Source organism: Polaribacter butkevichii, assembly GCF_038024105.1.
GTDB classification, from domain to species: Bacteria; Bacteroidota; Bacteroidia; order Flavobacteriales; family Flavobacteriaceae; genus Polaribacter; species Polaribacter butkevichii.
On the sequence record NZ_CP150661.1, the window covers coordinates 2,757,707 to 2,784,510 of the forward strand.

Annotated in this window: 11 protein-coding genes; all 11 read left to right on the plus strand. The window is 30.6% G+C overall.

The features are described 5' to 3' along the window. The first annotated feature begins 3 nt into the window (after positions 1-3). Positions 4-2,844, plus strand: a complete 2,841-nt coding sequence (locus WG951_RS11810) for a sugar-binding domain-containing protein (RefSeq protein WP_340914285.1) — start codon at positions 4-6, stop codon at positions 2,842-2,844. A gap of 79 nt (positions 2,845-2,923) precedes the next feature. Further along, entirely contained in the window at positions 2,924-6,223 is a 3,300-nt protein-coding gene (locus tag WG951_RS11815; RefSeq protein ID WP_105049608.1) for a DUF5107 domain-containing protein, read from the plus strand. Positions 6,224-6,430: 207 nt separating this feature from the next. Beyond that, positions 6,431-7,939: a sulfatase-like hydrolase/transferase gene (locus WG951_RS11820; RefSeq protein WP_105049607.1), complete on the plus strand. Its 1,509-nt coding sequence runs from the start codon at positions 6,431-6,433 to the stop codon at positions 7,937-7,939. A 199-nt stretch (positions 7,940-8,138) separates the two neighbouring features. Further along, positions 8,139-9,905, plus strand: coding sequence for a glycoside hydrolase (locus tag WG951_RS11825; RefSeq protein WP_105049606.1), 1,767 nt, complete (start codon positions 8,139-8,141; stop codon positions 9,903-9,905). Positions 9,906-9,930: 25 nt separating this feature from the next. Further along, complete coding sequence (locus tag WG951_RS11830; RefSeq protein WP_105049605.1) at positions 9,931-12,735, plus strand: sugar-binding domain-containing protein; 2,805 nt, start codon at positions 9,931-9,933, stop codon at positions 12,733-12,735. A 63-nt stretch (positions 12,736-12,798) separates the two neighbouring features. Beyond that, positions 12,799-14,748: a family 43 glycosylhydrolase gene (locus tag WG951_RS11835; protein WP_105049604.1), complete on the plus strand. Its 1,950-nt coding sequence runs from the start codon at positions 12,799-12,801 to the stop codon at positions 14,746-14,748. 269 nt (positions 14,749-15,017) lie between these two features. Then, on the plus strand, positions 15,018-18,227 hold the full coding sequence (locus WG951_RS11840; RefSeq protein WP_105049603.1) for a glycoside hydrolase family 2 TIM barrel-domain containing protein: 3,210 nt from the start codon (positions 15,018-15,020) through the stop codon (positions 18,225-18,227). A 6-nt stretch (positions 18,228-18,233) separates the two neighbouring features. Beyond that, entirely contained in the window at positions 18,234-20,405 is a 2,172-nt protein-coding gene (locus tag WG951_RS11845; RefSeq protein ID WP_105049602.1) for a family 16 glycosylhydrolase, read from the plus strand. 41 nt (positions 20,406-20,446) lie between these two features. Further along, positions 20,447-21,586, plus strand: a complete 1,140-nt coding sequence (locus WG951_RS11850; protein ID WP_105049601.1) for a glycoside hydrolase family 43 protein — start codon at positions 20,447-20,449, stop codon at positions 21,584-21,586. Between the two features lie 11 nt (positions 21,587-21,597). Further along, positions 21,598-23,034, plus strand: coding sequence for a sulfatase-like hydrolase/transferase (locus WG951_RS11855; protein WP_105049600.1), 1,437 nt, complete (start codon positions 21,598-21,600; stop codon positions 23,032-23,034). 596 nt (positions 23,035-23,630) lie between these two features. Beyond that, positions 23,631-26,804 (plus strand): SusC/RagA family TonB-linked outer membrane protein, encoded by a 3,174-nt coding sequence (locus WG951_RS11860; protein ID WP_105049599.1) that lies wholly within the window; start codon positions 23,631-23,633, stop codon positions 26,802-26,804.

The following is a 26,804-nucleotide window of genomic DNA, read 5'->3' on the forward strand; positions in this document are numbered from 1 at the left end:
AACATGAAAATATTTAATCAAATTAAGATACTTGCAATATGTTTTTCTGTGCTTATTTTAGGAAGCTGCAAAAACAATACAGATACTAGCATCGATTTATCAGGTAAGTGGAGTTTTCAGGTTGATTCTTTAGATCAAGGTATTTCAGAGCAATGGTATCAAAATCAATTTAAAGAAACCATAACATTACCTGGTTCTATGAACACAAATGGAAAAGGTGATGAGCTAAGTGTAAAAACAAAATGGACTGGTAATATTTGGGACAATGATAGTGTTTGGTACAAAGCTGCAAAAATGGCTAAATACAGGCAAAAAGGAAATATTAAGCTTCCTTTTTGGTTAACCCCTAACAAAAAATATACAGGAGCAGCTTGGTATCAGAAAAAGGTAACGATTCCATCAGACTGGAAGGCTAAAAAAATAGATTTACATTTAGAGAGAGTGCATTGGGAATCTACAGTTTGGGTAGATGCTAAAAAAATAGGGATGCAGAATAGTTTAGCTACAGCACATGATTATAGTTTAGGAGCTGCATTAACTGCAGGGGAACATACCATAACGATAAGGGTAGATAATAGGGTAAAAGATATTGATGTTGGAAAAGATGCACATAGTATTTCTGATAACACTCAAAGTAATTGGAACGGAATTATTGGAGATATAAAACTAATAGCAAAACCTAAAATAGCAATAGGTAATGTAAAATTATACCCTAATGTTACTGATAAAAAGGTAAAAGTTGTTATCCAGATTAAAAACCTTACCAAAGAAAACCAAACAGCAAAATTAACTTTAACTGCTATCGAAAAATCTGTAGAAGGTTTTTCTTTAAATACATTAAAAGAAGAAATTACAATTAGCGGAAATAATGAGGTTGTTTTACATTATGATATGGGTGATAGCCCAAAGCTTTGGGATGAATTCAATCCCAATGTGTATCAAATGCAAATTACTTTAGATTCCAAATCGGGTACAGATAGAAAAAACATCGATTTTGGAATGAGAGAATTTAAGGCAAATGGAAAAGTCTTTACCATTAATGGAAGGCAAACTTTTTTAAGAGGAACCTTAGAAAGTGCTATTTTTCCATTAACAGGGTATCCACCAACCGATGTTGCTTCTTGGAAGAGTATTTACAAAGTAATTAAAAATCATGGTTTAAATCATGTACGTTTTCATTCTTGGGGTCCTCCAGAAGCTGCTTTTATTGCTGCAGATGAAGAAGGAATTTATTTACAAGCAGAAGCTTCTGGATGGAATAAATTAGGAGATGGAAACCCTGAAGACAAATGGTTTTATAAAGAAGGAGAGGATATTATAAATGCATACGGAAATCATCCTTCATTTGTTATGATGACTTATGGTAATGAGCCTCATGGAGAAAATCATAAAGAATATTTAAGAGACTATGTAAATCATTTTAAAAATTTAGATAGTAGAAGATTGTATACTAGTGGTGCTGGTTACCCTTATTTAGATAATTTGGATTATTACAATCACAGAGGTCCAAGAATACAAGGTTGGGATGAAAATTTGAAAAGTATAATTAATGCCAAGCCTCCACAAACTGTATTTGACTGGAGTACATTTATAGATAAAACGCCAATGCCTTATGTAAGTCATGAAATGGGTCAGTGGTGTGTGTATCCTAATTTTGAAGAAATGTCTAAATATACAGGCGTTTTAAAACCTAAAAACTTTGAAATATTTCAAGAGTCTTTGGCAGAAAATGGAATGGCAGATTTAGCTAAACAATTTTTAATGGCTTCTGGTAAATTACAAACTTTATGTTACAAAGCAGATATAGAAGCAGCTTTAAGAACTAAAGATATGGCTGGATTTCAACTGTTAGATTTACACGATTTTCCAGGTCAAGGAACTGCACTTGTTGGGGTTTTAGATGCATTTTGGGGAGAAAAAGGATATGTATCTCCAGAAGAGTTTAAAGCATTTAGTGGTCAAACAGTTGCTTTAGCGCGTTTTCCAAAAAGAACATTTAAAAATACAGATACTTTAAAAGTAGCTATTGAAGTTGCACATTTTGGTGAAAAAACATTGAAAAATGTAACACCTAAATGGTCTTTAACAAACATTGATAATACTGTTTTTGCAGAAGGAAATTTAGTTGAAAAAGATATTGAAATTGGAAACGGAATTCAATTAGGAGAAATTAGTTTATCACTTTTAAAAGTTGATAAAGCACAAAAATTGACACTTTCTGTTAATGTAAATGAGTTTAAAAACACTTGGGATTTATGGGTGTATCCTAATAAAATACCAGCAATTACAAATAAAAATAATGTAAAAGTTGTAAATAAATTAGATGCATCAACTGTTAATTATCTTCAAAAAGGAGGTAATGTTTTATTTAACATTACAAAAGGAGATATAGCAGCAGATAAAGGTGGTGATATTGGCATTGGTTTTTCAAGTATTTTTTGGAACACCTCGTGGACAAATGGTCAAAAACCACATACTTTGGGTATTCTGTGCGATCCTAAAAATCCGGCTTTAGCAGATTTTCCAACAGAATATCATTCTAATTGGCAATGGTGGGATGCTATGACAAATTCTAATGCAATTATTTTAGATGATTTACCAAAAATGACTCCAATTGTAAGAGTGGTTGATGATTGGTTTAAAAACCGAAGACTAGGGTTGGTCTTTGAAGCAAAAGTTGGCAAAGGAAAAATCATCATTTCTGGAATCGATTTACACACAAATTTAGAATCAAGATTAGAGGCAAAACAGCTCTTGTACAGTTTAAAAAAATACATGACTACTGTTAAATTTAATCCTGAAGTAAGTTTAGAAATTAACCAAATAAAAAAATTATTGAAATAGAAAATCGTCAGTAAAAAAAATAAACTAAAAAAAAATATAGCACCAAAGCTAACCAAAGAATAATTAAAAATATAGCATTATGAAAACTGTTAAAGTTTGGAGAGAAAAAGTGGTTATACCCACTTACGAGGTTGGAACACCTGAGAAATATCCAGTTTTTTTAGAAAAAAGAGTATATCAAGCAAGTAGTGGAGCAGTTTATCCAAATCCTGTAATTGAAAAAATTAGCGACACGAAAGTAGATAAAGAGTGGAACGCTATTTATATTGAAAACGATTATATAAAAGTAATGATTTTACCAGAATTAGGAGGTAGAATTCAAATGGCGTATGACAAAGTTAGAGAACGTCATTTTGTATATTACAATCACGTTATAAAACCAGCTTTGGTAGGTTTAACAGGTCCTTGGATTTCTGGAGGAATAGAATTTAATTGGCCACAACATCATAGACCAAGTACTTATGACCCTACAGATTCTACTATTGAAGAAAATGAAGATGGTAGTAAAACTATTTGGGTAAGTGAGTTAGAAAGAATGTTTCGTACAAAAGGAATGGCTGGTTTTACATTGCATCCAGACAAAGCTTATATAGAAATTAAAGCACAATTATACAACAGAACTCCACATCCACAAACGTTTTTATGGTGGGCAAATCCGGCAGTGGCTGTAAATGATCATTATCAATCTGTTTTTCCACCAGATGTAAATGCGGTTTTTGATCATGGAAAAAGAGATGTATCTGAATTCCCGATTGCAAAAGGAGAATATTATAAAGTAGATTATTCACCAGGTACAGATATATCAAATTATAAAAATATTCCTGTACCAACAAGTTATATGGCAATTACGTCTGAATATGATTTTGTTGGTGGTTATGAGAATGATTCTAAAGGAGGTTTGTTACATATAGCAGACCATAATGTATCACCAGGAAAAAAACAATGGACTTGGGGAAATGGAGATTTTGGAAAAGCTTGGGATAGAAATTTAACGGATGAAGATGGACCTTACATTGAATTAATGTGTGGTGTTTATACAGATAATCAGCCAGATTTTACATGGATGCATCCCTATGAGGAAAAAAGTTTTACCCAATATTTTATGCCATATTATAATGTTGGTGTGGTTAAAAATGCGACGAAAGAAGCAATGGTAAATTTAGAAATTGTTGATGGAAAAGCACGCGTAAAAGTACACGTAACCTCTACTTATAATGATGGAATTATTTCTTTAAAAGGTAAAAATGGAGTTTTATTAGACGAGGTTGTTCAGCTTTCTCCAAGAAATGGTTTTGAGAAGCTGATAGAAGTAAACGGTTCTAAATTTGAAGATTTAGAAGTATCAGTTTCTGATAAATTAGGTAATATTTTAGTTTCTTGGACTCCAGATAAGGATTTATCAACAGAAATTCCAGATCCTGCAACTGCAGCAAAAGAACCTAGTGAAATAGATTCTGTAGAAGCATTATTTTTACAAGGTTTGCATTTAGAGCAATACAGGCACGCAACTTTTAATCCTATGGATTATTATGAAGAAGCGTTAAGAAGAGCTCCTGGAGATGTTAGAAATAATAATGCAATAGGATTGTTATATTTAAGAAAAGGACAATTAGAAAAAGCAGTTTCTTATTTTGATACGGCTATTGCTTCTTTAACAAAACACAATCCAAATCCTTATGATGGTGAGCCTTATTTTAACAGAGGAATTGCCTTAAATTTCTTAGGGAAGAAGAAAGAGGCATATGCAAGTTTCTTTAAATCTTGTTGGAACGCTCAATGGCAAGATGCAGGATATTTTAATTTAGCACAAATTGATACTTTTAGAGGAGATTTAACAAAAGGGTTAGATTTAATTGATAGAGCATTAATTAAAAACTGGCATAACCACAAAGCAAGACACTTAAAAGTAATTATTTTAAGAAAATTAGGGAAATTAGACCAAGCAAATCAACTAATTAATGATTCTTTAGCAATCGATAAATTTAATTTTGGTGTTTTGTATGAGCGTTATTTAATTTCAAATAAAGCAGAAGATCTACAAGCGTTTAAAAATATTATTAGAGGGTATGCACATAACTATAATGAGTTTTCTTTAGATTACGCCATGGCTGGTCAGTTTAACGATGCAATTTCTTTGTTAAAGGTGTTTACCAATGATAATGATACAGTGTACCCAATGGTTTATTATTTTATGGGTTGGTATTTTGATCAAAAAGGAGATGTAACTAACGCTTTTGAATGTTATAAAAAAGCTTCTACAATGTCTGAAGATTATTGTTTTCCAAACAAAATTGAAGAAGTTTTAGCATTGCAAGCAGCAGCAAAAGCAAACCCAAAAGATGCTAAAGCACATTATTATTTGGGGAATTTTTGGTATGCAAACAGGCAGTATAAAGAGGCACAAAACGCTTGGGAGAAATCTTTAGATTTAGATGATACTTTTGCAATTACACACAGAAATTTGTCTCTTTTATATTTTAATAAAACGGAACAAAAAGAGTTGGCAAGAACACATTTAGAAAAAGCATTTTCTCTAGATAATACAGATGCTCGTTTATTAATGGAGCTCGATCAATTTTATAAAAAAGTAAACGTTTCTGCTGTTAAAAGATTAGAATTGTTAGAAAAATACATCGATTTAACAAACTCTAGAGACGATTTATACCTAGAACGAGTTGCGTTGTATAACACAAAAGGTGATTTTGAAAAATCTGCTGAATTAATGGCAAACCGTCAGTTTCATCCTTGGGAAGGTGGTGAAGGAAAAGTACCTTTTCAATATTTAACTAGTCAGGTAGAATTAGCAAAAAAGCACATTAATTTATACAATTTTGAAAAAGCAATTTTATGTTTAGAGCAAGCTAAAATTTATCCTCATAATTTAGGTGAAGGAAAATTAGACGGAACGCAAGAAAATGATATTGATTATTGGTTAGGTTGTGCATATGAAGGTTTAGGTGAACAGCAAAAAGCGGCTACACATTTTAAGTTAGCTTCGGAAGGTTTAAGTGATCCAAGTCCTGCAATATTTTACAACGATCAACAACCAGACAAAATCTTTTATCAAGGTTTGGCATTGCTAAAATTAAATAGAATTAAAGAGGCAAATGTTCGTTTCGAAAACCTAATTAATTACGGAATTGCGCATATGAATGATGAAGTAAAGTTAGATTATTTTGCAATTTCATTACCAGATTTATTAATATGGGAAGAAGATTTAAATGATATTAATAAAATTCATTGTAACTATTTAATTGGTTTAGGCCAATTAGGTTTAAAAAATCAACAAAAAGCGAGTGAAAGTTTTGATAAAGTAATCGAAATGGATTTATATCATTTACCAGCACATTTACATGCACAATTAGTTTTAGTAAGCTAATTATATTTAAAAAAAATTACGCTGTTATGGTTTCTTTTGTTGTATTTAATTAGATAAGAGAAACCAAACAGATTTAAAAATAGTTTGTAAAAAAAGATCTTTTTTCTTGAAATCTATCAATAAAAATAATCTTTATAAAAGGACTTTAAAAGAGTAATAATTCAGTTTTAAAAGCGAATAAAAACAATAAAATTAAACAGAAATAATATGAAAAAAACTAGAAATCTATGTATGTTGTTGGTTTCACTTTTAGTGAGTCAATTTATTATTTCTCAAAATAAAACAAAAAAACCAAACATAGTAATTATTTATGTTGATGATTTAGGTTATGGAGATATTGGTGTAAATGGTGCTATAGGTGTAAAAACACCTTTTGTAGACGAATTAGCAAAAAACGGTTTAAATTTTACGGATGCACATAGTGCTGCTGCAACTTGTACGCCCTCTCGTTATTCTTTATTAACAGGTAGTTATGCGTTTAGAAATAATGCCGCTATTTTAGAAGGAGATGCTCCTTTAATTATTGATACAACTAAAGAAACGCTGCCAAAAATGCTGCAAAAAGCGGGTTATACTACAGGTATTGTTGGTAAATGGCATTTAGGGTTAGGTGCAGGTAAGATAGATTGGAATAAAAAAATTCCTTTAGGACCAGAAGAAGTAGGTTTTGATTATAGTTTTTTAATTCCTGCAACTGGAGACAGAGTTCCTACTGTATTTTTAGAAAATCAAGAAGTAGTTAATTTAGACAAAAATGATCCTATTACTGTAAGTTATGGCACAAGAATAGATGGATATCCTTGGGGATCTAAACATCCTGAATTGTTAAAACAACATACAGATCCTTATCATCAAGGAGCAGTAATAAACGGAATTAGTAGAATTGGTTATATGAAAGGTGGTAAAGATGCTCTTTGGGTAGATGAGAAAATTCCTTTTGTTTTATCAGAAAAAGCCACTGATTTTATTGAAAAGGAAAAAGAAAATCCGTTTTTTTTATACTTTTCTTTACATGACATTCATCAACCAAGAATTGCCAATATAAAATTTGTAGAAAGTAGTACAATGGGGCCAAGAGGCGATGTTATTGCACAAATGGATTGGTGTGTTGGTGAAATTACAAAAGCTTTAAAAAAGCAAAATTTATTAGACAATACACTTATTATTTTTACAAGTGATAATGGGCCTATTTTAGATGATGGTTATTTAGATTATGCAATTGAATTACTTGGAGATCATAAACCAGGAGGAAAATTTAAAGGAGCAAAATATTCAGTATTTGAGGCCGGAACAAGAATGCCAACTATTTTACATTGGCCAGCAAAAGTAAAACCGGGTAAAAGCGATGCCTTATTATCTCAAGTAGATTTATATGCTACTTTAGCCTGTTTGTTAGATGTTAAAGTTGCTAAAAATGCAGCACCAGATAGCGAAAATTATTTAGATGCTTGGTTAGGGAAATCTAAAAAAGGAAGAGAATTTTTATTAGAAGAAGCCTATACTTATGGACTTCGTTTTGGTAAATGGAAATACATACAACCAAAAGGTAAACCAATTCCTGATTGGATTGCTAAAAAGTTTGTTGATCCTGGTTTTAGTGCAGAAATACAATTATTCGATTTAGAAAAAGATCCATCAGAAGAAAATAATATTGCAAAAAACAATCCAAAAATTGTTAAAAAGATGGAGAATAAGCTTAAAGAAATTTTAAAATAGAGATGTTTTATAAATAACTATTATAGATACTTTCCTTAATTTACAGCAACTATAAAATCTGTATAAAAAAAATTAAATTATCCTTATTAAGTAAAAGCTGCGTGCAATGATTTTTTAACAATTTTAGAAGGTTCCTAAAGTTTATTGAATTCTAAAATCAAAAGAATCAACAGATTTATAAAATTTAAAAAGAATAAAAATGGAGTTAAAAAACATAAGAATCAACTTTTTATTAAGTATTGCATTTTGTTTATTTTTTAACAACATACATGCGCAAACTAATATTGTTATAAACCCAGAAACCAAACATCAAACGATAGAAGGTTGGGGAGTTTCTTTAGCTTGGTGGGCAAATCTTGTTGGAGGTATGCCTAAAGAAACTATAGATGAAGTTGCAAACTATGCTGTAAACGATTTAAATTTAAATGTATTTAGATTTAACATTGCAGGAGGAGAAAACCCTACTTGTACAGAAGGAGCTCATATTAGAAAAGATGGTGGTTTAATGCCCGGTTATAGAACTCAGCAAAATAATAATGAAGGTTGGGGTGTAAATAATTATACAAATGATGCTCGACAAATTGCAGTTATGAATAAAATTGCTGAATTAAGAGCATCAAAAGGAGATATTATTACAGAAATGATTTCTTATTCTCCACCTTGGTGGATGACACATAGCCAATGTTCAGCTGGTAATGTTGTTGCTACACAAGAAAATTTAAAACCAGAATTTATAGACGATTTTGCAGATTATTTAGTTTCTGTTTCTAAAGGTTTAGATACTATGTACCCTTCCTGGAATATTAGTTATTTAGAAGCTTTTAACGAACCAATTTCTGGTTATTGGAAAAAAGGAGGAAAACAAGAGGGTTCAGCTATTTATCCTGTAACTCAGGCACAAATTTTATGGAGAATGTGGCAAAGAAGAAGAGATTTAGATTTTAACTCTTTGAAATTTACTGCTGCTGATAATTCTAAAATAACAAGTTCACTATCTAATTTAACTACTCTAAGAAATAATAATTTGAATGAATATAATGGTATTTCTAAAATAAGCACTCACAGTTATGGAGGTAGTTGGCAAGATAAAGCCAATTTAGCTTTGTTTGCAAAAAATAATGGCAACAAACCAATTTGGCAAACAGAAACAGGCCCTTTAAGTTGGGATAGAAATGGCAGAGGTTGGTTTGCAAGGCACTATGATATGGCGTATAGATTGGTAGAAGATGTAAGAAATTTAAAAGCTACAGTTTGGTGCGATTGGCAGTTAATGTCTAGAGACGATGGTTGGGGTTTGCTTCACCAAACAAATTGGGATGAAAGTAAGCCGTTTCAAGAGCCTGTTTTAAATAAAACAAGAGGTTTTTATTGTCGTAAAAACGTAACTAATTTTATAAAAGTTGGTTATAAAATAATAGCAACTGATGAAGGTAATACCATTGCTGCTTTAAACCCTGATGAAAATGAGGTAGTTTTAGTACTCGTTAATAGCTCAGAAGATACTAGAGAATACTCTATAGATTTAAGTAAATTCTCTAATGTAAATGGCTATAAAGCCTATAGAACTTCCGAAAAAGGAGAAGATACTACAGAAAACACTATTGAAAACATAAATTTAAAAGGACAATTAACAGGGAAATCTATAAGATATAATGCACCTGCTTATTCTGTAAGTACGTTTGTTATTGATGTTTCTAAATCACTTTCCACATCAGTATTTAAAAAAAAAGGCTTTAAATTTTATCCAATTCCTTTTGCTACGGAAAGTACTTTTAAGTTTCCACGCAATTTAATTAATGGTCGTTTATTAATTTATAATGTTTTAGGTATGGAAGTTAAAAAAATTGAAAACATTAATAGTAAAGAACTAAAAGTAACCAGAGAGGATTTAGAAAACGGAACTTATTTATACAAATTAGAGGAAGATTCTACAACTTTATCTTCAGGAACCATTGTTATCAATTAAATAAAATAATTTAAAGAACCCATTTATGAAATTAATTAGTTCAATTTTTAGTGTTTTTATAATACTTTTTCTATTTGCTAACTGCACAACTAATAAAATAGAAACAATTTCTTTGGAAGGAACTTGGCAAGTAAAATTAGACTCTACAGATATAGGTAATCAAGAAAACTGGGCATCAGCTAAATTTGAAGGACAAAATATAAATTTACCTGGTACTTTAGATGATGCTGAAATTGGAGTAAAAAGTACGTTAGAACCAGCTATGAACAACTATGTATTGTCTAATCTTACTAGAAAATATCAATATATTGGTAAAGCTTGGTATCAAAAAGAAATAGAAATTCCGAATGCTTGGGTAAAAGAAAATATTACGTTGAGTTTAGAGAGAATTATTTGGGAATCTACTGTATTTGTAAATGGTAAATTAATTGGTAAAAATAATAGTTTAGTTGCTAAGCACGATTATAATGTTACTAAACATTTAACTGAGGGCAAAAACTTGATAACCATACTAATTGATAATGGTAATAAATTTCCGTACATAAATGTTGCAGGAACCAGATACCCAGACAAAGTAAACCAAGATATGGCCCATGGCTATACCAACCACACTCAGATAAAATGGAATGGTATTTTAGGGGATATTCTTTTAAAAACGGCATCAAAAAATGCACCAGAAAATCTACAAATTTATCCAATTAGTAGAGCAAATAAAATAAAAATAAGTTTTGAGCAAGCATCTGTTTTAGAGAATGAAATAAAGTGTATTATAAAATCTAAAGATGGTAAAGAGGTTTTTAGTGAAAACGTTTCTATTGAAAAAGGAGAGAAAAATACGGTAAGTTTCGAAATTGATAAACCAGAAAACCTGCAACTTTGGGACGAATTTCATCCAAATTTATATGATGTTACGGTTATAACTAAAACAGGAGTAATAACAGATAGTTTTGGATATAAATTTGTTGGTAATGATAATGGAGATTTAACATTAAACGATAAAAGAATTTTTTTAAGAGGAAACTTAGAATGTGTTATTTTTCCATTAACAGGATATCCACCTACAAAAAAAGAGGATTGGGCAAAATTAATAACTCAGGCAAAGGCTTATGGATTAAACCATTTACGTTTTCATTCTTGGTGCCCACCAAAAGCAGCATTTGAAGCTGCAGACGAAGCCGGTTTTTACTATCAAGTAGAATTACCTCATTGGAGTTTAGAGGTTGGAAAAGATCCAAGCACAACTGCTTTTTTGAGAGAAGAAGCGCAAAGAATGTTAAAAGATTATGGGAATCATCCTTCTTTTATTTTTATGGCTTTGGGTAACGAATTACAAGGAGATATTAGTGTTTTAAATGAGATGGTTGCAGAGTTAAAACCAATAGATAACAGACATTTATATGCTACAACAGCATTTTCTTTTCAAAGACCAACAGGAACAAGACCAGAAAAAGAAGATGAGTTTTTTATTGCGCAATGGACAGATAAAGGTTGGATTCGTGGACAAGGCGTTTTTAATGACAAACCTCCACACTTTAATGCAGATTTTACTGCAGGAGCTTCTCATATAAATATTCCTTTAGTCTCACATGAAATTGGTCAATATTCTGTATATCCAGACATGAGTGAAATTAAAAAATACACAGGTGTTTTAGATCCTTTAAATTTTAAGGCAATTAAAATAGAATTAGAAAATAAAGGACTTATTGATTTTGCACCAGATTTTACTTTTAACTCAGGAAAATTAGCTGCTTTATTGTATAAAGAAGAAATAGAAAGAGCCTTAAAAACACCAAGTTTCGATGGCTTTCAACTACTACAATTACAAGATTTTCCTGGTCAAGGAACAGCTTTGGTAGGATTATTAAATGCTTTTTGGGAATCTAAAGGTGTAATTACTGCAGAAGAGTTTAGCCAATTTAACAGTGAATTAGTGCCGCTAATTCGTTTTGAAAAAGCAGTTTACGAAACGGGAGAAAACTTTAAAGCAACTTTAGAAGTTGCCAACTTTTTTGAAGACAAAACAAACCAAACTTTAGATTGGGCAATTACTAATAATGCAGGTTCAGTTATAAAAAATGGGAGCTTTAGAAATGTAAATTTATCAATAGGAAACAATGTAAATTTAGGTAAGATCGATTATGCTGTAAACGTAACAAAAGCTGAAAAATTAAATATTACAGTAAGTTTAAAAGGGACAAAATATACCAACAATTGGCATATTTGGGTGTATCCAAAAAAAGTAACAACAACAGCTAAAGATATACTTATAACATCATCATTTAAAGAAGCAGAAGCAGCCTTAAAGCAAGGGCAAAAGGTGTTGTTAAACCCTAATTATAAAGCCTTAAAAGGTATAGAAGGTAGGTTTGTACCTGTTTTTTGGAGTCCGGTACATTTTCCTAATCAACCAGCAACAATGGGTTTAATGGTAGATGATAAAAACCCTGCTTTTAATAGTTTTCCAACAGATACTCATACAGATTGGCAATGGTGGGATTTATGTATCAACTCTAAATCTATAGTTATAGACTCTTTAGAGGTTACACCAATAGTTCGTGTCATCGATAATTTTGTAACGAATCATCATTTAGCAAATGTATTTGAAACAAATGTAGGAACTGGAAAATTAATATTTTCTGCTATAGATATAAGCTCAACATTATCAGAAAGACCAGTTGCAAGACAATTACGTTATAGTTTATTAAACTATATGCAAAGTGATGCTTTTAAACCGTCTAAAAATATTGAAATGAAAGATTTAGATGTTGTTAAAAAGAAAGGCGAAAGTGATGAAAAGTTTGATTTTTTAAAAATGGATATAGGTTATTAATCAACTATTTTAAATCTTTTATTGTAAATACCTTGTAGATAATTAATTAAAAAAAAACTAAAAATGAAATTACATAAACTTATATTTTTCTTCTTGTTCGCATTTTCTTTTCAGTTTTTTAGTCAAGTTAACTCTATAAAAAACGGTACTTTTTGGAGAGATACAGCGGGTAATAGAATTAATGCCCATGGTGTTGCAATCATAAAACATCAAGGAATTTTTTATATGATTGGTAATGATATGAGAGATGCCTTTACTTTTAAGGGCATTAACTTATATGCTTCTACAGATTTAATGAATTGGGAGTTTAAAAAAACAATTATTGATAAAAATACAAACAATGAATTAAAAAACTTAGAACGGATTACAGAAAGGCCTTGTTTAATTTACAATGCTTTAACAAATACTTTTGTAGTATGGGTTAAATACCAAAATGCGTCATATACCAATAATAAAGCAGCTGTTTTTTATGCTAGCACAATAGATGGAAGTTACACTTATGATAGAGAGTTTTTTCCGAAAGGATATGATTCTAATGATGCTAGTATGTTTGTAGATACAGATGGTAAAGCTTATTACGTATCAACAAATAAAGCAAATCAAAGTTTAAATTTATACACATTAACAGCTAATTTTAGAGGTGCAGAAGATGCAACTGTTTTATTTTCTGGACAGAATAAAGAAGCGCCTGTTATTTTTAAAAAAGATAATATTTATTATATGCTATCATCTACTAAAACAGGTTGGGATCCTAACCAAATGCAATATAGTACTTCTACAAACTTAAAAAGTGGTTGGTCTTCTTGGAAAAACGTAGGAAATAAAATTACATTCGATTCTCAGCCTACAGACGTTTTAACAATTACAGGTACAGCAGGTACTAATTATTATTATGTGGGTGATAGATGGAGAGATCCAGATATTAGAAATTCTAAAACAGTACTATTTCCGTTAACAGTTAATAACGGAACATTAAGTATGAATTATGTAAGAGAATTTAAAATCAATTTAACAACAAGTACTTGGTCTGCTTTTGATGATAATGCCTACGTTCCAAAAAATAATTGGAGTGTAGTATCTGTTTCTAGTCAAGAAACAGTTTCTGGTAATTTTCCTTTAACAAATGTTTTTGATGGTAATAAAAATACAATATGGCACTCTCGTTACAATTCTGGACAAGATAATTTTCCTCATGAATTTGTAATAGATTTGGGTGCTAGTTATAGTATTTCTGGCTTAAGTTACGTGCCAAGATTAGATAATAGTTTAAATGGAATTCTTAGAGATTTTCAACTTTTTTTAAGTGAGGATGGCATTAATTGGGGAGCTCCGGTTGCTTCTGGTTGGTTAGGGTATTGGAGCGAACTATATTTTCAACAAAAAAGTGCTAAATTTATAAAGTTTGTTGCGCTTTCAGACTTTAATGAAACTAGTTTTGCAACCGCATCAGAAATAAAATTAATAATTAGTAGCGAGTATACATCTGGAGGAATAAATTCTTACTACAACACAGATAGTCTAGGCTGGAAATCTGGAACAAACATTCAAGTAAACCAAGGAAGTCAAGTGCAATTTGGACCACAAGCGCAAGATAATTTTGGGCAAACACAATATTTTGGAACATTTAGTTGGCATGGACCTAATGGTTATTATTTTAATGGAAGAGCACCTGTGTTAAATAATATTCAGTCGAAAGATTTAGGTACTTACACAGCTTTTTATTTAGATGATAAATTTAATGTTCAAAAACAGGCAATAGAAGTGTTTTCTAATACCATATTATCTACCAAAAACATTAATCTTGAAGAATCGCAAATTTCTGTATATCCAAACCCTGCAAAAAATATTTTAACTATTAAAAATGCAGACGATGATACTCTTTATAAAGTTTATAATATTCTCGGAAAGGAGCTAATTAAAAACACAGGAAAAACTATTGATATCTCTAAATTAGATGTTGGGTATTATGTTATTTTAATAAACAACAAGGCACACAAATTTGTTAAAGAATAATAAATCTATAAATACTTTTTTTTAACGAACTTAAAAATCTACTGCACAATTTTGTATTAAGACGCATTTTTATAAATATTTTTTTGTCTATATATACAAAAGTAAAGACTATGTTTATAAAAGTGATATGTGTTATTTTTATTTTTTGAGAAATTTTCATTTCTTAAAAAGTATTTTGATACCCTTAAAACTTCAATTTTAAGTTTTGTTTAATTAAAAATCGATTGCTAAATATCACAAAATCAACATAATTTTTTACGCTACATACAATGAAAAACTTTACCCAACTACTGCTTTTAATTTTATTGATTATTGCTTGTCAAGAAAACGAGATAACAAAACCAATTTATACATCAGAAAAATGGGAAAATCCAGAATGGGAAAACCCAGAAATTTTTCAGATAAATAGAGAAGCACCTAAAGCGACATTTTATAATTATAATAACGAAAATGATGCTTTAAGTAATAAAGGTTGGCAAAATTCTGCAAGCTATAAAACTTTAAACGGTACTTGGAGTTTTTATTATGCAGATAGTGTACAAGCAAGACCTGTAGATTTTTATAAAAACGATTTTAGCCTTAAAGGTTGGGATCAAATAGAGGTGCCATCAAATTGGGAAATGAAAGGATTTGGGCTTCCTGTTTATGTAAATGCAGGATATGTTTTTCCTAAAAACCCACCATTTATAGATCATAGTATTAACAATGTAGGGAGCTATAAAAGAACAATTAATATCTCTAAAGACTGGGGTAATAAAGAGGTTTTTTTACACTTTGCAGGTGTAAGTGGTGCTATGTATGTATATGTAAACGGAGAAAAAGTTGGCTACAATGAAGGTAGCAAAACTGCTGCTGAATTTAACGTTACAGAATTTATAAAAACTGGAGAAAACCAAATTGCTGTTCAAGTTTTACGTTGGTCTGATGGTAGTTATATGGAAGATCAAGATTTTTGGAGATTAAGTGGTATCGAAAGAGATGTGTATTTAAGGGCAGAAAATAAACTTCATATAAAAGATATTAGGTTAAATGGAAATTTGTCTTCAGATTACTCAAAAGGAATATTCAGCTTAGATATTGAACTAGATAATTTCTCTAAAAAAGAACAAGCTGCAGCCATTGAAATTACACTTTTAGATAAAGATAAGGTTTTAAAAAAATACTCAAAAAAGTTAAATGTTTCCGCAGATAACTCTTCATCTGCAGGTTTTAATGAGACACTTTCAGATATAAAATCGTGGTCAGCAGAAACACCAAATTTGTACACTACATTAATCACATTAAAAGATATAGACAGTAATGTTTTACAATCAACAGCTCTAAAAGTTGGTTTTAGGAATATTAAAATAAAAAATAATCAATTTTTAATTAACGGAAAACCTGTTCTAATTAAAGGAGTAAATCTGCACGATCATGATGAATCTGAAGGACATGTTGTAAGTAAAGAATTAACAATTAAAGATTTAAAAATAATGAAAGAAAACAACGTAAACGCAATACGTTGTAGCCATTACCCAAAAAATCCTTTTTTCTATGAACTTTGTGATGAGTATGGTTTTTATGTAATTGATGAAGCTAATATAGAAAGCCATGGAATGGGAACAACAAACCAAGGTTTAGATAATGATGAAAAAAGAAAAAGTGTGCATCCAGCATATTTACCTCAATGGAAAGCAATGCACTTAGATAGAACTATTAGAATGTTTGAGCGTGATAAAAACCACCCTTCAATTGTAACTTGGTCTTTAGGAAATGAAGCAGGTAATGGAGATAATTTTTTTACTACTTATAAATGGTTAAAAGATAATGATAGTACAAGACCAACACAATACGAAGGAGCAACAGGTTATGCAAATACAGATATTCAAGCACCTATGTATATGCTAATTCATGATATGATTAACTATGCTGAAAATGATCCTAAAAGACCAATGATACAATGTGAATATTCGCATGCAATGGGTAATAGTTTAGGTAACTTTAAAGATTATTGGAATGCTTTTAGAAAATATGATGTTTTACAAGGTGGTTTTATTTGGGATTGGGTAGACCAAGGTATAAAGACCAAAACAGACGATGGACAAGAATTTTGGGCTTATGGGGGAGATTTAGGCGCAAGTCATATAAAAAATGATGGTAATTTCTGTTTAAATGGTGTTGTAAACCCAGACAGAACTGCACACCCTGCATTAGAGGAATTAAAGAAAGTTTATCAAAATATACATTTTAAAGATATGAACTTTAAAACAGGTAAAGTAGCTGTTTATAATGAGTTTTTCTTTAGAGATTTAAATGAGTTTAATTATTCTTGGAAACTTTTTAAAAATGGTTCTCAAATAGAAAAAGGAACCATGACAAGTACAAATGTTGCTCCTGGAGAAACAAAAACACTAGCTTTAAACTTACCTAAAATAGACTTGAATACAGGTGAGTTTTCTTTACAATTATATGCACATACAAATACTGCATCTCATTTAGTTGCTAAAGATTATGCAGTTGCAAAAGAAGAGTTTATTGGTGGTAACTATACTCCAATATACTTAGAAACTTCAAAAGAAAGCTTAGAGGTTTTAAAAGAAGAAAACAGTTTAACCTTAAAATCTGCTAATTTCGAAGCAAAATTTAATACCAAAACGGGTACATTAAATGGTTTAAATTATGGAGATGGAAATATTTTAGTACAAGGCATGCAACCAAATTTTTGGAGAGCAACCACAGATAATGATTTTGGTTTTAATATGCCAAAGGAGTTTGGTGTTTGGAAAGAAGCTACAGAAACCCAAACATTAATTTCTATAGAGTTTAAAGATGGTGAAAAAGTTATAGATATATCAACTTTAAAAGAGCGTAATTCTTTAAATAGAAAATTTGCAAATATTAAAGTAGTATATCAATTGCCTAATGAATTAGCTAAAATTCAAATAGATTATAAAATAGAGGCTTCTGGTCAAATAACGGTTACAAACTCTTTAAGAGATGTAAAAAAAGGCGTTTCTAATATACCGCGTTTTGGAAATAATTTTATTTTAAATAACAACTATAATCAAGTAAATTGGTATGGTAGAGGACCACAAGAAAACTATCAAGACAGAAACTCTGCAGCATTTGTGGGAGTTTATAATTCTAATGTAGAAGACTTATATTATCCTTATATACGTCCGCAAGAAAATGGTTATAAAACAGATGTTCGTTGGATAACTTTTACAGAAACTTCTGGTAAAGGAATAAAAGTTTTAGGACCAAAAATGTTAAGTTTTAGTGCGCATCATCAATACAATTCAGATTTTGATTCAGGCAAAGAAAAGCAACAAAGACACACAACAGATATTGTAAAAAGAGATTTTGTAAATATCAATATAGATACTGAACAAATGGGTGTTGGAGGAGATACAAGTTGGTGGGCTAGACCTTTAAACAAATATCAAATTAAGGCAAAAAATATGAGCTATGCTTACAGTATAATTCCTATCAAAAATTAAAAACTGATGAGTATAATCTTAAATTATTTTTTAACTGAAACAATACATAAAAAGATAAGATGTAGTTTTATACTACTGTTTAATTTATTAGCTGTTAATTTTCTTTTTTCTCAAGAAATGGTGGATACTGAAACACCTGCATCTGCTAAACCAAATGGAGTTGATTTGTTTGGAGACTGGGAAATGACGTTTAGTGACGAGTTTAATGATACAGAAATAGATGGCTCTAAGTGGGGGGTGTCTAATAGCGAAAAATCTAGAAATTCTAGACCGGGTTTAGGAATTTCGCAATGGTTTTGGAGACCTCAAAACACTTGGGAAGTAGATGGAAACCTTGTTTTAAGAGTGCAAAAGTACAATGCCAATACAATGACTTGTGGTTCTGTAAACTCTAATAATAGGTTCGAAAAAGCTTTTGGTTATTATGAAACAAGAATTAAAATAGCACAAGCAGATAAAGGTACTCATACTGCGTTTTGGTTTCAGGGAGATAATATGGGCAATATAGATGGAACAGGAAGAGATGGAGCAGAAGTAGATATTTTTGAATCTGCTTGGACAGGAGATTATACAAAATCTGTAATACACATAGATGGTTATGCAAGTGCACATAAAGCAAATACAAAAAGGTATGAAACACCAGGCTTACATGAAGGTTTTCATACATTTGGTGTATTATGGACCCCAGATGCCATAAAGATTTATTATGATGGTAAATTAAAAATTACGTATTCAGATCCAAAATGGATTCCACAGGTACCACAATATATTTGGCTTTCAGATGGTGCTAGTTTTGGTTTTTCTGGAGATAATTTTACAAAAGAACCAATTGGGACACTTACACATGCTTATGTAGATTACGTTAGGGTTTGGGAATTAGATAATTATGCTTGTCTTAATCCTATTAAAGAGGTAGAAAATTTAGAATACGCAAGCAATGGAGCAACAACAGATGTTGTTCAAAATTCTTTAGCATCTAATGATTCGTTACTAAGATTCCAGTCAAATGGTGAAGGAGATGAAGTAATTTTAGAGAATATCTGCCATACAGAAAGTGGTTATTATACCTATAATTTATCAGGTTTAACCTTTAGTACTTTTGGTCAATATAAAGCATCCATAGAAATAGAAGAAGGTGTTTGGCATGAGTTTGATCAAGTATTAGATCTTTATGGAGCATCAGTTAAAGAAAAATTGCAAACTTTTGGAGCTATTTATCTAGAAAAAGGGAATTACAATATAAAATTAACTTCTGTGGGTAAAAATGCAAATTCTACAGGTTATTGGGGAGCTTTTGATGTGTTAAATATTAAGAGTAGTTCAACATTAGATATTAATTTTTTAGATGAAATTAGTTCAGAGGTTTTATGGACTGGCGAAGCTGAAGATGCTTCATATATAGGTGCAAGTGCGTTACAGAACTGTAATACTGCTTCAAATGGACAGTATATAAATTTAAATCCAGTACCAAACAAAAACTTAAACTATACAAATGTGCAAGTAAATGAGGCTGGCTCTTATATTTTAAATGTAGCATATATGTCTGCAAATAATAGAAGTGCAAAAGTTCACGTAAATGGAGCGCTTTTATACAATGGGTTTTTTGAAAGATCGGGCAATTGGTGTGATGCTGGAGGACAAATGGCAGAAAGAACTTTTCTGGTTAATTTAAATGCAGGAATAAATGCTATAACAATATCTCAATCTCAAGAAAATATGCCAATTTTTGATAAAATTACTATTCTAAAAGGCCCTTCAGATATAGATAAAGATGGGGTGCCAGATGTATTTGATATAGATGATGATAATGATGGTGTTTTAGATATATTAGACAATTGCAAAACAACCCCAAATACAGATCAAAAAGATACTGATAATAATGGTATTGGTGATGCTTGTGATGGAAATGCACTAAATATTGATGTTTTTAATTCAAAAGATAAGTTACGTATTTACCCAAATCCAACAAACGGAAAAATTACAATTACAGTTAAAGATTTTATTAAAATTTTAGAGTTGGAAATATTTGATGTTACAGGAAAAAAAGTGCAAACAAAAATTTTAGAAAAAGAAGTATCGGAAATTATAATATCGCCAGCTTTAGCAGAAGGTATTTATATTTTTAAGTTTAACACTGATAATAATTATTTATGGCAAAAAATAATTTTAAAAAAATAACCTATACAAGCCTTTAGTTTCTTTGGTAATAACAAATAAATATGAAAAAAGTTATCAAGTCAATTATATATCTATCTATTTTAATAGTTTCATTTCATAATTATTTTGCGCAAGAAAAACATAGTAGTTTTAAACCAGGGGAAATCTGGAAAGATACAGATGGTGTACATATTAATGCACATGGAGCAGGAGTATTAACTAAAAATGATACTTATTATTTATTTGGAGAACACAAAGTTAAAGGTAGTAGAGGAAACCAATCTTGGGTTGGTGTAAGGGTTTATTCATCTAAAGATTTATACAATTGGAAAAATGAAGGAGTTGCTTTAAAAGTAACAAAAGACCCATCATCTAAATTAGTAGAAGGCAGTGTAATTGAGCGCCCAAAAGTTATTTATAATGATAAAACTAAGAAATATGTTATGTGGTTTCATCACGAATTAAAAGGCAGAGGTTATGATGCTGCATTAGTTGGTGTTGCAGTTTCAGATAATGTTACAGGCCCTTATAATTATATAGATAGTTTTAGAATGCACGCTAATGTATGGCCTAAAAACTTTACTGAAAAACAAAAGGAGCATGCAAAAAAAATGTCACAAGAAAAATTAAAATGGGGTGAAGGTTCTGTACACGGTGTTTATTTCTTAAGAGATTTTAAAAGCGGACAAATGTCTAGAGATATGACGCTTTTTAAAGATGATGATGGTGTTGCATATCACATTACAGCATCCGAAGAAAATGGAACTTTAATAATATCTAAATTAAGTTCTGATTTTCTTTCGCTTTCAGATGAATATATACGTGTTTTTCCTGGAGGAAATAATGAGGCACCAGCTATATTTAAAAAAGATAAAAAGTATTTTATGATATCTTCTGGTTTAACAGGTTGGGACCCAAATAGTGCAAGATCTGCAATGGCAGATAATATGCTTGGTAGTTGGATTTCTTTAGGAAACCCTGCAAGAGGTAATGAAAAAGAAAGAAAAACTACTTTTCATAGTCAAAGTACTCACATTTTACCAGTAATGGGTAAAAAAGATGCTTATATTTTTATGGCAGATAGATGGATGCCTCAAAACGCAATTAATGGCAGATATGTATGGTTGCCAATTGAGTTTGAAGATGAAAAGCCAATAATAAAATGGTATTCTGAATGGAGTTTAGATTTTTTTGATAAATAAAAATTAATAATATGAAATTAAATAGTATTTGTTTAAGTTTTTTTATTCTACTGGTAATCAGCTTTAGCTGTAAAACTAAAGAAACTAACAGTAAAAACAGATTAGTAACAAGTAAAAAACTAAAAAATGTACAACCAAATGTTATCATAATTTTAATTGATGATGCTGGCTATGTAGATTTTGGTTTTATGGGTAGTGAAGATTTACAAACGCCTAACATAGATAAATTAGCAAAAAGCGGAGTTGTATTTACAGATGCACATGTTAGTGCAACAGTTTGTGCACCTTCTAGAGCAGGTTTAATTACGGGTAAATACCAACAACGATTTGGATTTGAGGCAAATGGAACAGCAGGAATTGGTTTAAGTGATAACGTAACTACAATTGCAAATGTGTTTCAAAAAAATGGTTACAATACATATGCTTTAGGAAAATGGCATTTAGGAGAAGACGTTTCAGACCATCCAAACCAAAGAGGTTTTGATGATTTTTATGGTTTTATTTCTGGTAGTAGATCTTATTTTCCAATAAAAAATCCATCAAGAAATGATATGTTACAAAATAATGGAGAACGTGTAGTTTTTGACGGTTATATGACAGATGTTTTAGGAGATCAATCTCTAAAATATATAGAGGATTCTAAAGACCAACCATTTTTTATGTATTTATCATACAATGCTGTGCATACCCCAATGCACGCTAAAAAAGAAGATTTAGAAAAATTTAAAAACCATCCAAGACAAAAATTAGCTGCAATGACTTGGTCTTTAGATAAAAACATAGGTAAATTAACAGATAAATTAGAAACCTTAGGGGTTAGAGATAATACAATTATATATTTTTTAAGTGATAATGGTGGGGCTCATAATAACGAATCGAAAACGGGGCCTTTAAAAGGTTGGAAAGGTAATAACTTTGAAGGTGGCCACCGTGTGCCATTTGTAATGAGTTGGCCTTCAATAATTAAAGGTAATGAGAAATTTAATGGATTAACCTCATCACTAGATATTTTTGCAACTTCAATAGCAGCAGCAAATATTTATGAAGAAAATTTAGAGTTAGATGGAGTTAATTTAATGCCATATTTAAATAATACTAAAACAGGTAATCCTCATAAAAACTTATTTTGGAAAAAACTAGAGGCTTCTGCAATTAGAACTGGAAATTACAAAATGATTACTTTAAATAATTATGGATCTGTAGTTTATAATCTGAAAGAAGACTTAGGAGAAACAAGAAATATAATAAATTCAAAAGTTTCTATTTCAGAAAATTTAAAGAAAACTTATAAAGATTGGGAAAAAACGTTAATGAAACCATTATGGGATGAAGGCGAAAGTTGGTTAAATGTTTCAAATCATATTCATCAAAGCTTAATGGAAAATAAAAAGACAGATTATAAAGATATTTGGAATCCTGCTTACAAGAAAGCACATCCAAAAAAGTAAGATTTTTTTAATTGTATTTACATTCTTTTTGGTTTTTTAATTAAATTTCAAAACTTAAAAAATAACGATATAAAGCTTATATCAAATGGACAAATATTTATACATTAATTTAATGTATAAATATTCTTTTATGAGTTTTTAATGCAAATAAATTGGTTGCGTAAGTCATCAATTATGTAGGCAATTGTTTAGATTGATCTATTATTGGAAAATAAAAAAGCCTTACAATTATAGAACTACTTTTTATTTAGTATGGCAGCATTTTCTAGCTAATCCTCACAAACCTCTTTTCTCTTCAGTAGCTTTAAACTTTACATACAAACATGATTCAGTTTGTATATGTCAAATTAATTTATCCTTAATATTTATAGCTTTAAATTATATAAATATTAATATAAAAGTATTTTTGTTGATGTTTTTAGTTGTTTTATCCATTTTTTCATGTATTCTAAATGCTAAATTGCACTCAGTTATGTTAATGAGATGTTAATTGAATCTTAATTTTAGTTAATACTTAAAGTGTTTATAAAAAACATTCTTTTAGCTTAACGTTTTTCTTACATAATAAACAATAAACGCAAACCAAATATTAAAGTATGAAGAATACAAAACATCTAATCGTCTTATTTATTTTACTTGCCCAAACTGTGTTTTCGCAAATTTCAATAGAGGGAACTGTAAAAGACCCGGAAGGAAACCTTTTACCTGGAGCCAGTGTTTTAGAGAAAGGGACCACGAATGGATTTTCAACAAATTTTGACGGTCAATATGTAATTTCAGTGTCAAATACAGATGCCGTTTTAGTTTTTGCCTATTTAGGGTACAAAAAGAAAGAAGTTGCTGTTAAAAATCAAAAATCAATAAATGTAGTTTTAGAAAATGATGACAATCAACTTGATGAAATTGTACTAGTAGGTTTTGGTACTCAGAAAAAAGAGAGTTTGGTAAGTTCTATTACTACAATTACTCCATCAGAACTGCAAGCACCTACTAGTAATCTTACCTCAATGTTAGCTGGTAGAGTTGCCGGTATGATTGCTTTTCAAAGAAGTGGTGAGCCAGGAGCAGATAATTCCGATTTTTTTATTAGAGGTTTAAGTTCATTCGGAACTGGTAGGCAAAATCCATTAATTCTTATTGATGGTATTGAATCTACAAATACAGATATGGCCAGATTACAACCAGATGATATTGATTCTTTTTCTGTTTTAAAAGATGCTGCAGCTTCCTCTATATATGGAGCACGTGGTGCAAATGGAGTGGTTTTAATTTCAACAAAAGTTGGTAAAGTTGGTGCAGCTAAATTTGACGTTAGAATAGAGAACAGGTTTTCTTCTAATACAGACAACTTTAAAATGGCAGATAACATTACCTACATGAAGTTGGCAAACGAAGCAAATTTAACTAGAGATCCTTTAGCGCAATTGCCTTACTCTCAAAACAAAATTGAAAGAACAGCAGCTGGCGATAATCCTTTATTATACCCAAATAATAATTGGATAGATAGATTGATAAAAGATTTTTCTTGGAACCAAGCATTTAATATAAGTGCAAGTGGAGGTGCTGAAAAAGCTCGTTATTACGTTGCAGGTACATTTAATGTAGATAATGGTTTAATAAAACAAAACAGTTTAAATGGTGTGGATAATAATATAAAATTGCAAAATTATTCAATAAGAACAAACATAAATTTACAGTTAACACCAACAACAGAAGGTATCATAAGAATGTATGGTCAGTTTGATGATTACAAAGGGCCAATTGGAGGAAGAGATGCTCAAGGTAGAAGAATAAATGGGGGACAACGTATTTTTAGTTCTGCTTTGTATTCAAATCCAGTATTGTTTCCAGACATTTATCCAGCAGAACTTTCACCATTTACAACACACCCAATGTTTGGTGGTGCAGAAACAAGACCAGGAAGTGGTGTTTTAGCTCAAAACCCTTATGCAGAAGCTGTAAGTGGTTTTCAAGAATATAAAAACTCAACTTTTCAGGTACAATTAGAGTTAAAACAAAATTTAGACTTTATAACAGAAGGCTTAAGTGCTAGAGCAATGGGTTATATCAGAAGATTTCAATACTTTGATGTAAGTAGAGGTTTTAACCCCTTTTATTACTCATCAAGAAAAAACCCAGAAAACGGAGAAATTATATTAAATGTAATTAATGATGGTAGTGAAGGTGCTATTGGTGGTCTTGCAGGAGCAGGTACTGAATTTTTAGATTACAGTCCAGGTGAAAAAAATATAGATGCTAGAATACATATAGAGACTGCTATAAACTATAATAGAACGTTTAATAAAGTACACAATGTTTCAGGAATGTTAGTTAACTTATTGCAAAGTTTTCAGACAGGAAATGCAGGGTTTTTAGAAGCATCTTTACCAAGAAGAAATAATAGTTTTTCTGGTAGATTTACTTATGATTATGATAGTAGATATTTAGTAGAATTCAATTTTGGTTATAATGGTTCTGAACGTTTTGATTCTGGAAAAAGATTTGGTTTCTTTCCTTCAGTAGGTTTAGCATATAGAGTTTCTAATGAGAAGTTTTTTGAGCCAGTTAAAAACGTATTAACAGATTTTAAATTTAGAGCTACTTTTGGTACTGTTGGTAATGATGATATTGGAGGAACTCCTCAAGATCGTTTTTTCTATTTAGCAGGTGTAAATCTTAATAATGATACTTATGGAGCTACTTTTGGTCAGGATTTTGAGTTTTCTAGACCTGGTGTATCAACAACAAGTTATGCAAATAGAAATATTAGTTGGGAAACCTCTGAACAATTAAATATTGGAATAGATTTTGAAATTTTAAATTCTTTAAAAATAAACGCAGATTATTTTAAACAAACAAGGTCTAATATACTTCAGGTAAGGCAAGATGTGGGGGCAACTCAAGGATTACAACTTACTCCTAGAACTAATTTTGGTAAAGCGCAAACACAAGGTTTTGAATTATCTTTAGATTATAATAAACAGTTTGGTAGAGATTGGTGGACTAGTATACGTGGTAACCTTACCTACTCTAGAAGTAAGGTTTTACAGTTTGCAGAACTTGATTATCCTGATGAACTATCTTATTTAAGACAAAAAGGGAATTCAGTTGCACAAACATATGGTCTTATTGCAGAGCGTTTGTTTATTGATGACGAAGAAGTTGCCAATTCACCTACTCAGTTTGGTGATGTTCGTGGTGGAGATATTAAATATAGAGATGTAAATGGAGATGGCGTAATTAGTAATACAGATAGAGTACCAATTGGTTTACCAAGAGTGCCAGAGCTTATTTTTGGTTTTGGAGGTACAGTAGGTTACAAAGGTTTTGATCTAAGTATTTTCTTTCAAGGTTCTGGTAGATCTAGCTTTTTTATAAACCCATCATTAATTCAGCCATTTTTTATTAATGGAAGATCAGAAAGTGGTTTATTACAAGCAATTGCAGACAGCCACTGGTCTGAAGAAAATAGAGATATTTACGCTTTTTGGCCTAGATTAAGTACCAATCAAGAAGTTAATAACAATCAAACATCAACTTGGTGGATGAGAAATGGAGCTTTTTTAAGACTCAAAAATATAGAAGCTGGTTACAATGCTCCAGAAAATTTTTATAAAAAATTAGGACTTAAAAATTTAAGAGTATATGCAAGTGCTATTAATGTTGCGGTTTGGAGTTCTTTTGATTTGTGGGATCCAGAACAAGGGGCTAATGGATTAGGATATCCAATACAAGGCACCTATAATATTGGATTAACAGCTAGATTTTAA

Excerpts from the sequence above, each read along its gene's own strand:
- WG951_RS11830 (WP_105049605.1), top strand. The coding sequence starts at position 9,931 with ATGAAATTAATTAGTTCAATTTTTAGTGTTTTTATAATACTTTTTCTA.
- WG951_RS11860 (WP_105049599.1), top strand. The coding sequence starts at position 23,631 with ATGAAGAATACAAAACATCTAATCGTCTTATTTATTTTACTTGCCCAA.
- WG951_RS11835 (WP_105049604.1), top strand. The coding sequence starts at position 12,799 with ATGAAATTACATAAACTTATATTTTTCTTCTTGTTCGCATTTTCTTTT.
- WG951_RS11820 (WP_105049607.1), top strand. The coding sequence starts at position 6,431 with ATGAAAAAAACTAGAAATCTATGTATGTTGTTGGTTTCACTTTTAGTG.
- WG951_RS11815 (WP_105049608.1), top strand. The coding sequence starts at position 2,924 with ATGAAAACTGTTAAAGTTTGGAGAGAAAAAGTGGTTATACCCACTTAC.
- WG951_RS11855 (WP_105049600.1), top strand. The coding sequence starts at position 21,598 with ATGAAATTAAATAGTATTTGTTTAAGTTTTTTTATTCTACTGGTAATC.
- WG951_RS11850 (WP_105049601.1), top strand. The coding sequence starts at position 20,447 with ATGAAAAAAGTTATCAAGTCAATTATATATCTATCTATTTTAATAGTT.
- WG951_RS11845 (WP_105049602.1), top strand. The coding sequence starts at position 18,234 with ATGAGTATAATCTTAAATTATTTTTTAACTGAAACAATACATAAAAAG.
- WG951_RS11840 (WP_105049603.1), top strand. The coding sequence starts at position 15,018 with ATGAAAAACTTTACCCAACTACTGCTTTTAATTTTATTGATTATTGCT.
- WG951_RS11810 (WP_340914285.1), top strand. The coding sequence starts at position 4 with ATGAAAATATTTAATCAAATTAAGATACTTGCAATATGTTTTTCTGTG.
- WG951_RS11825 (WP_105049606.1), top strand. The coding sequence starts at position 8,139 with ATGGAGTTAAAAAACATAAGAATCAACTTTTTATTAAGTATTGCATTT.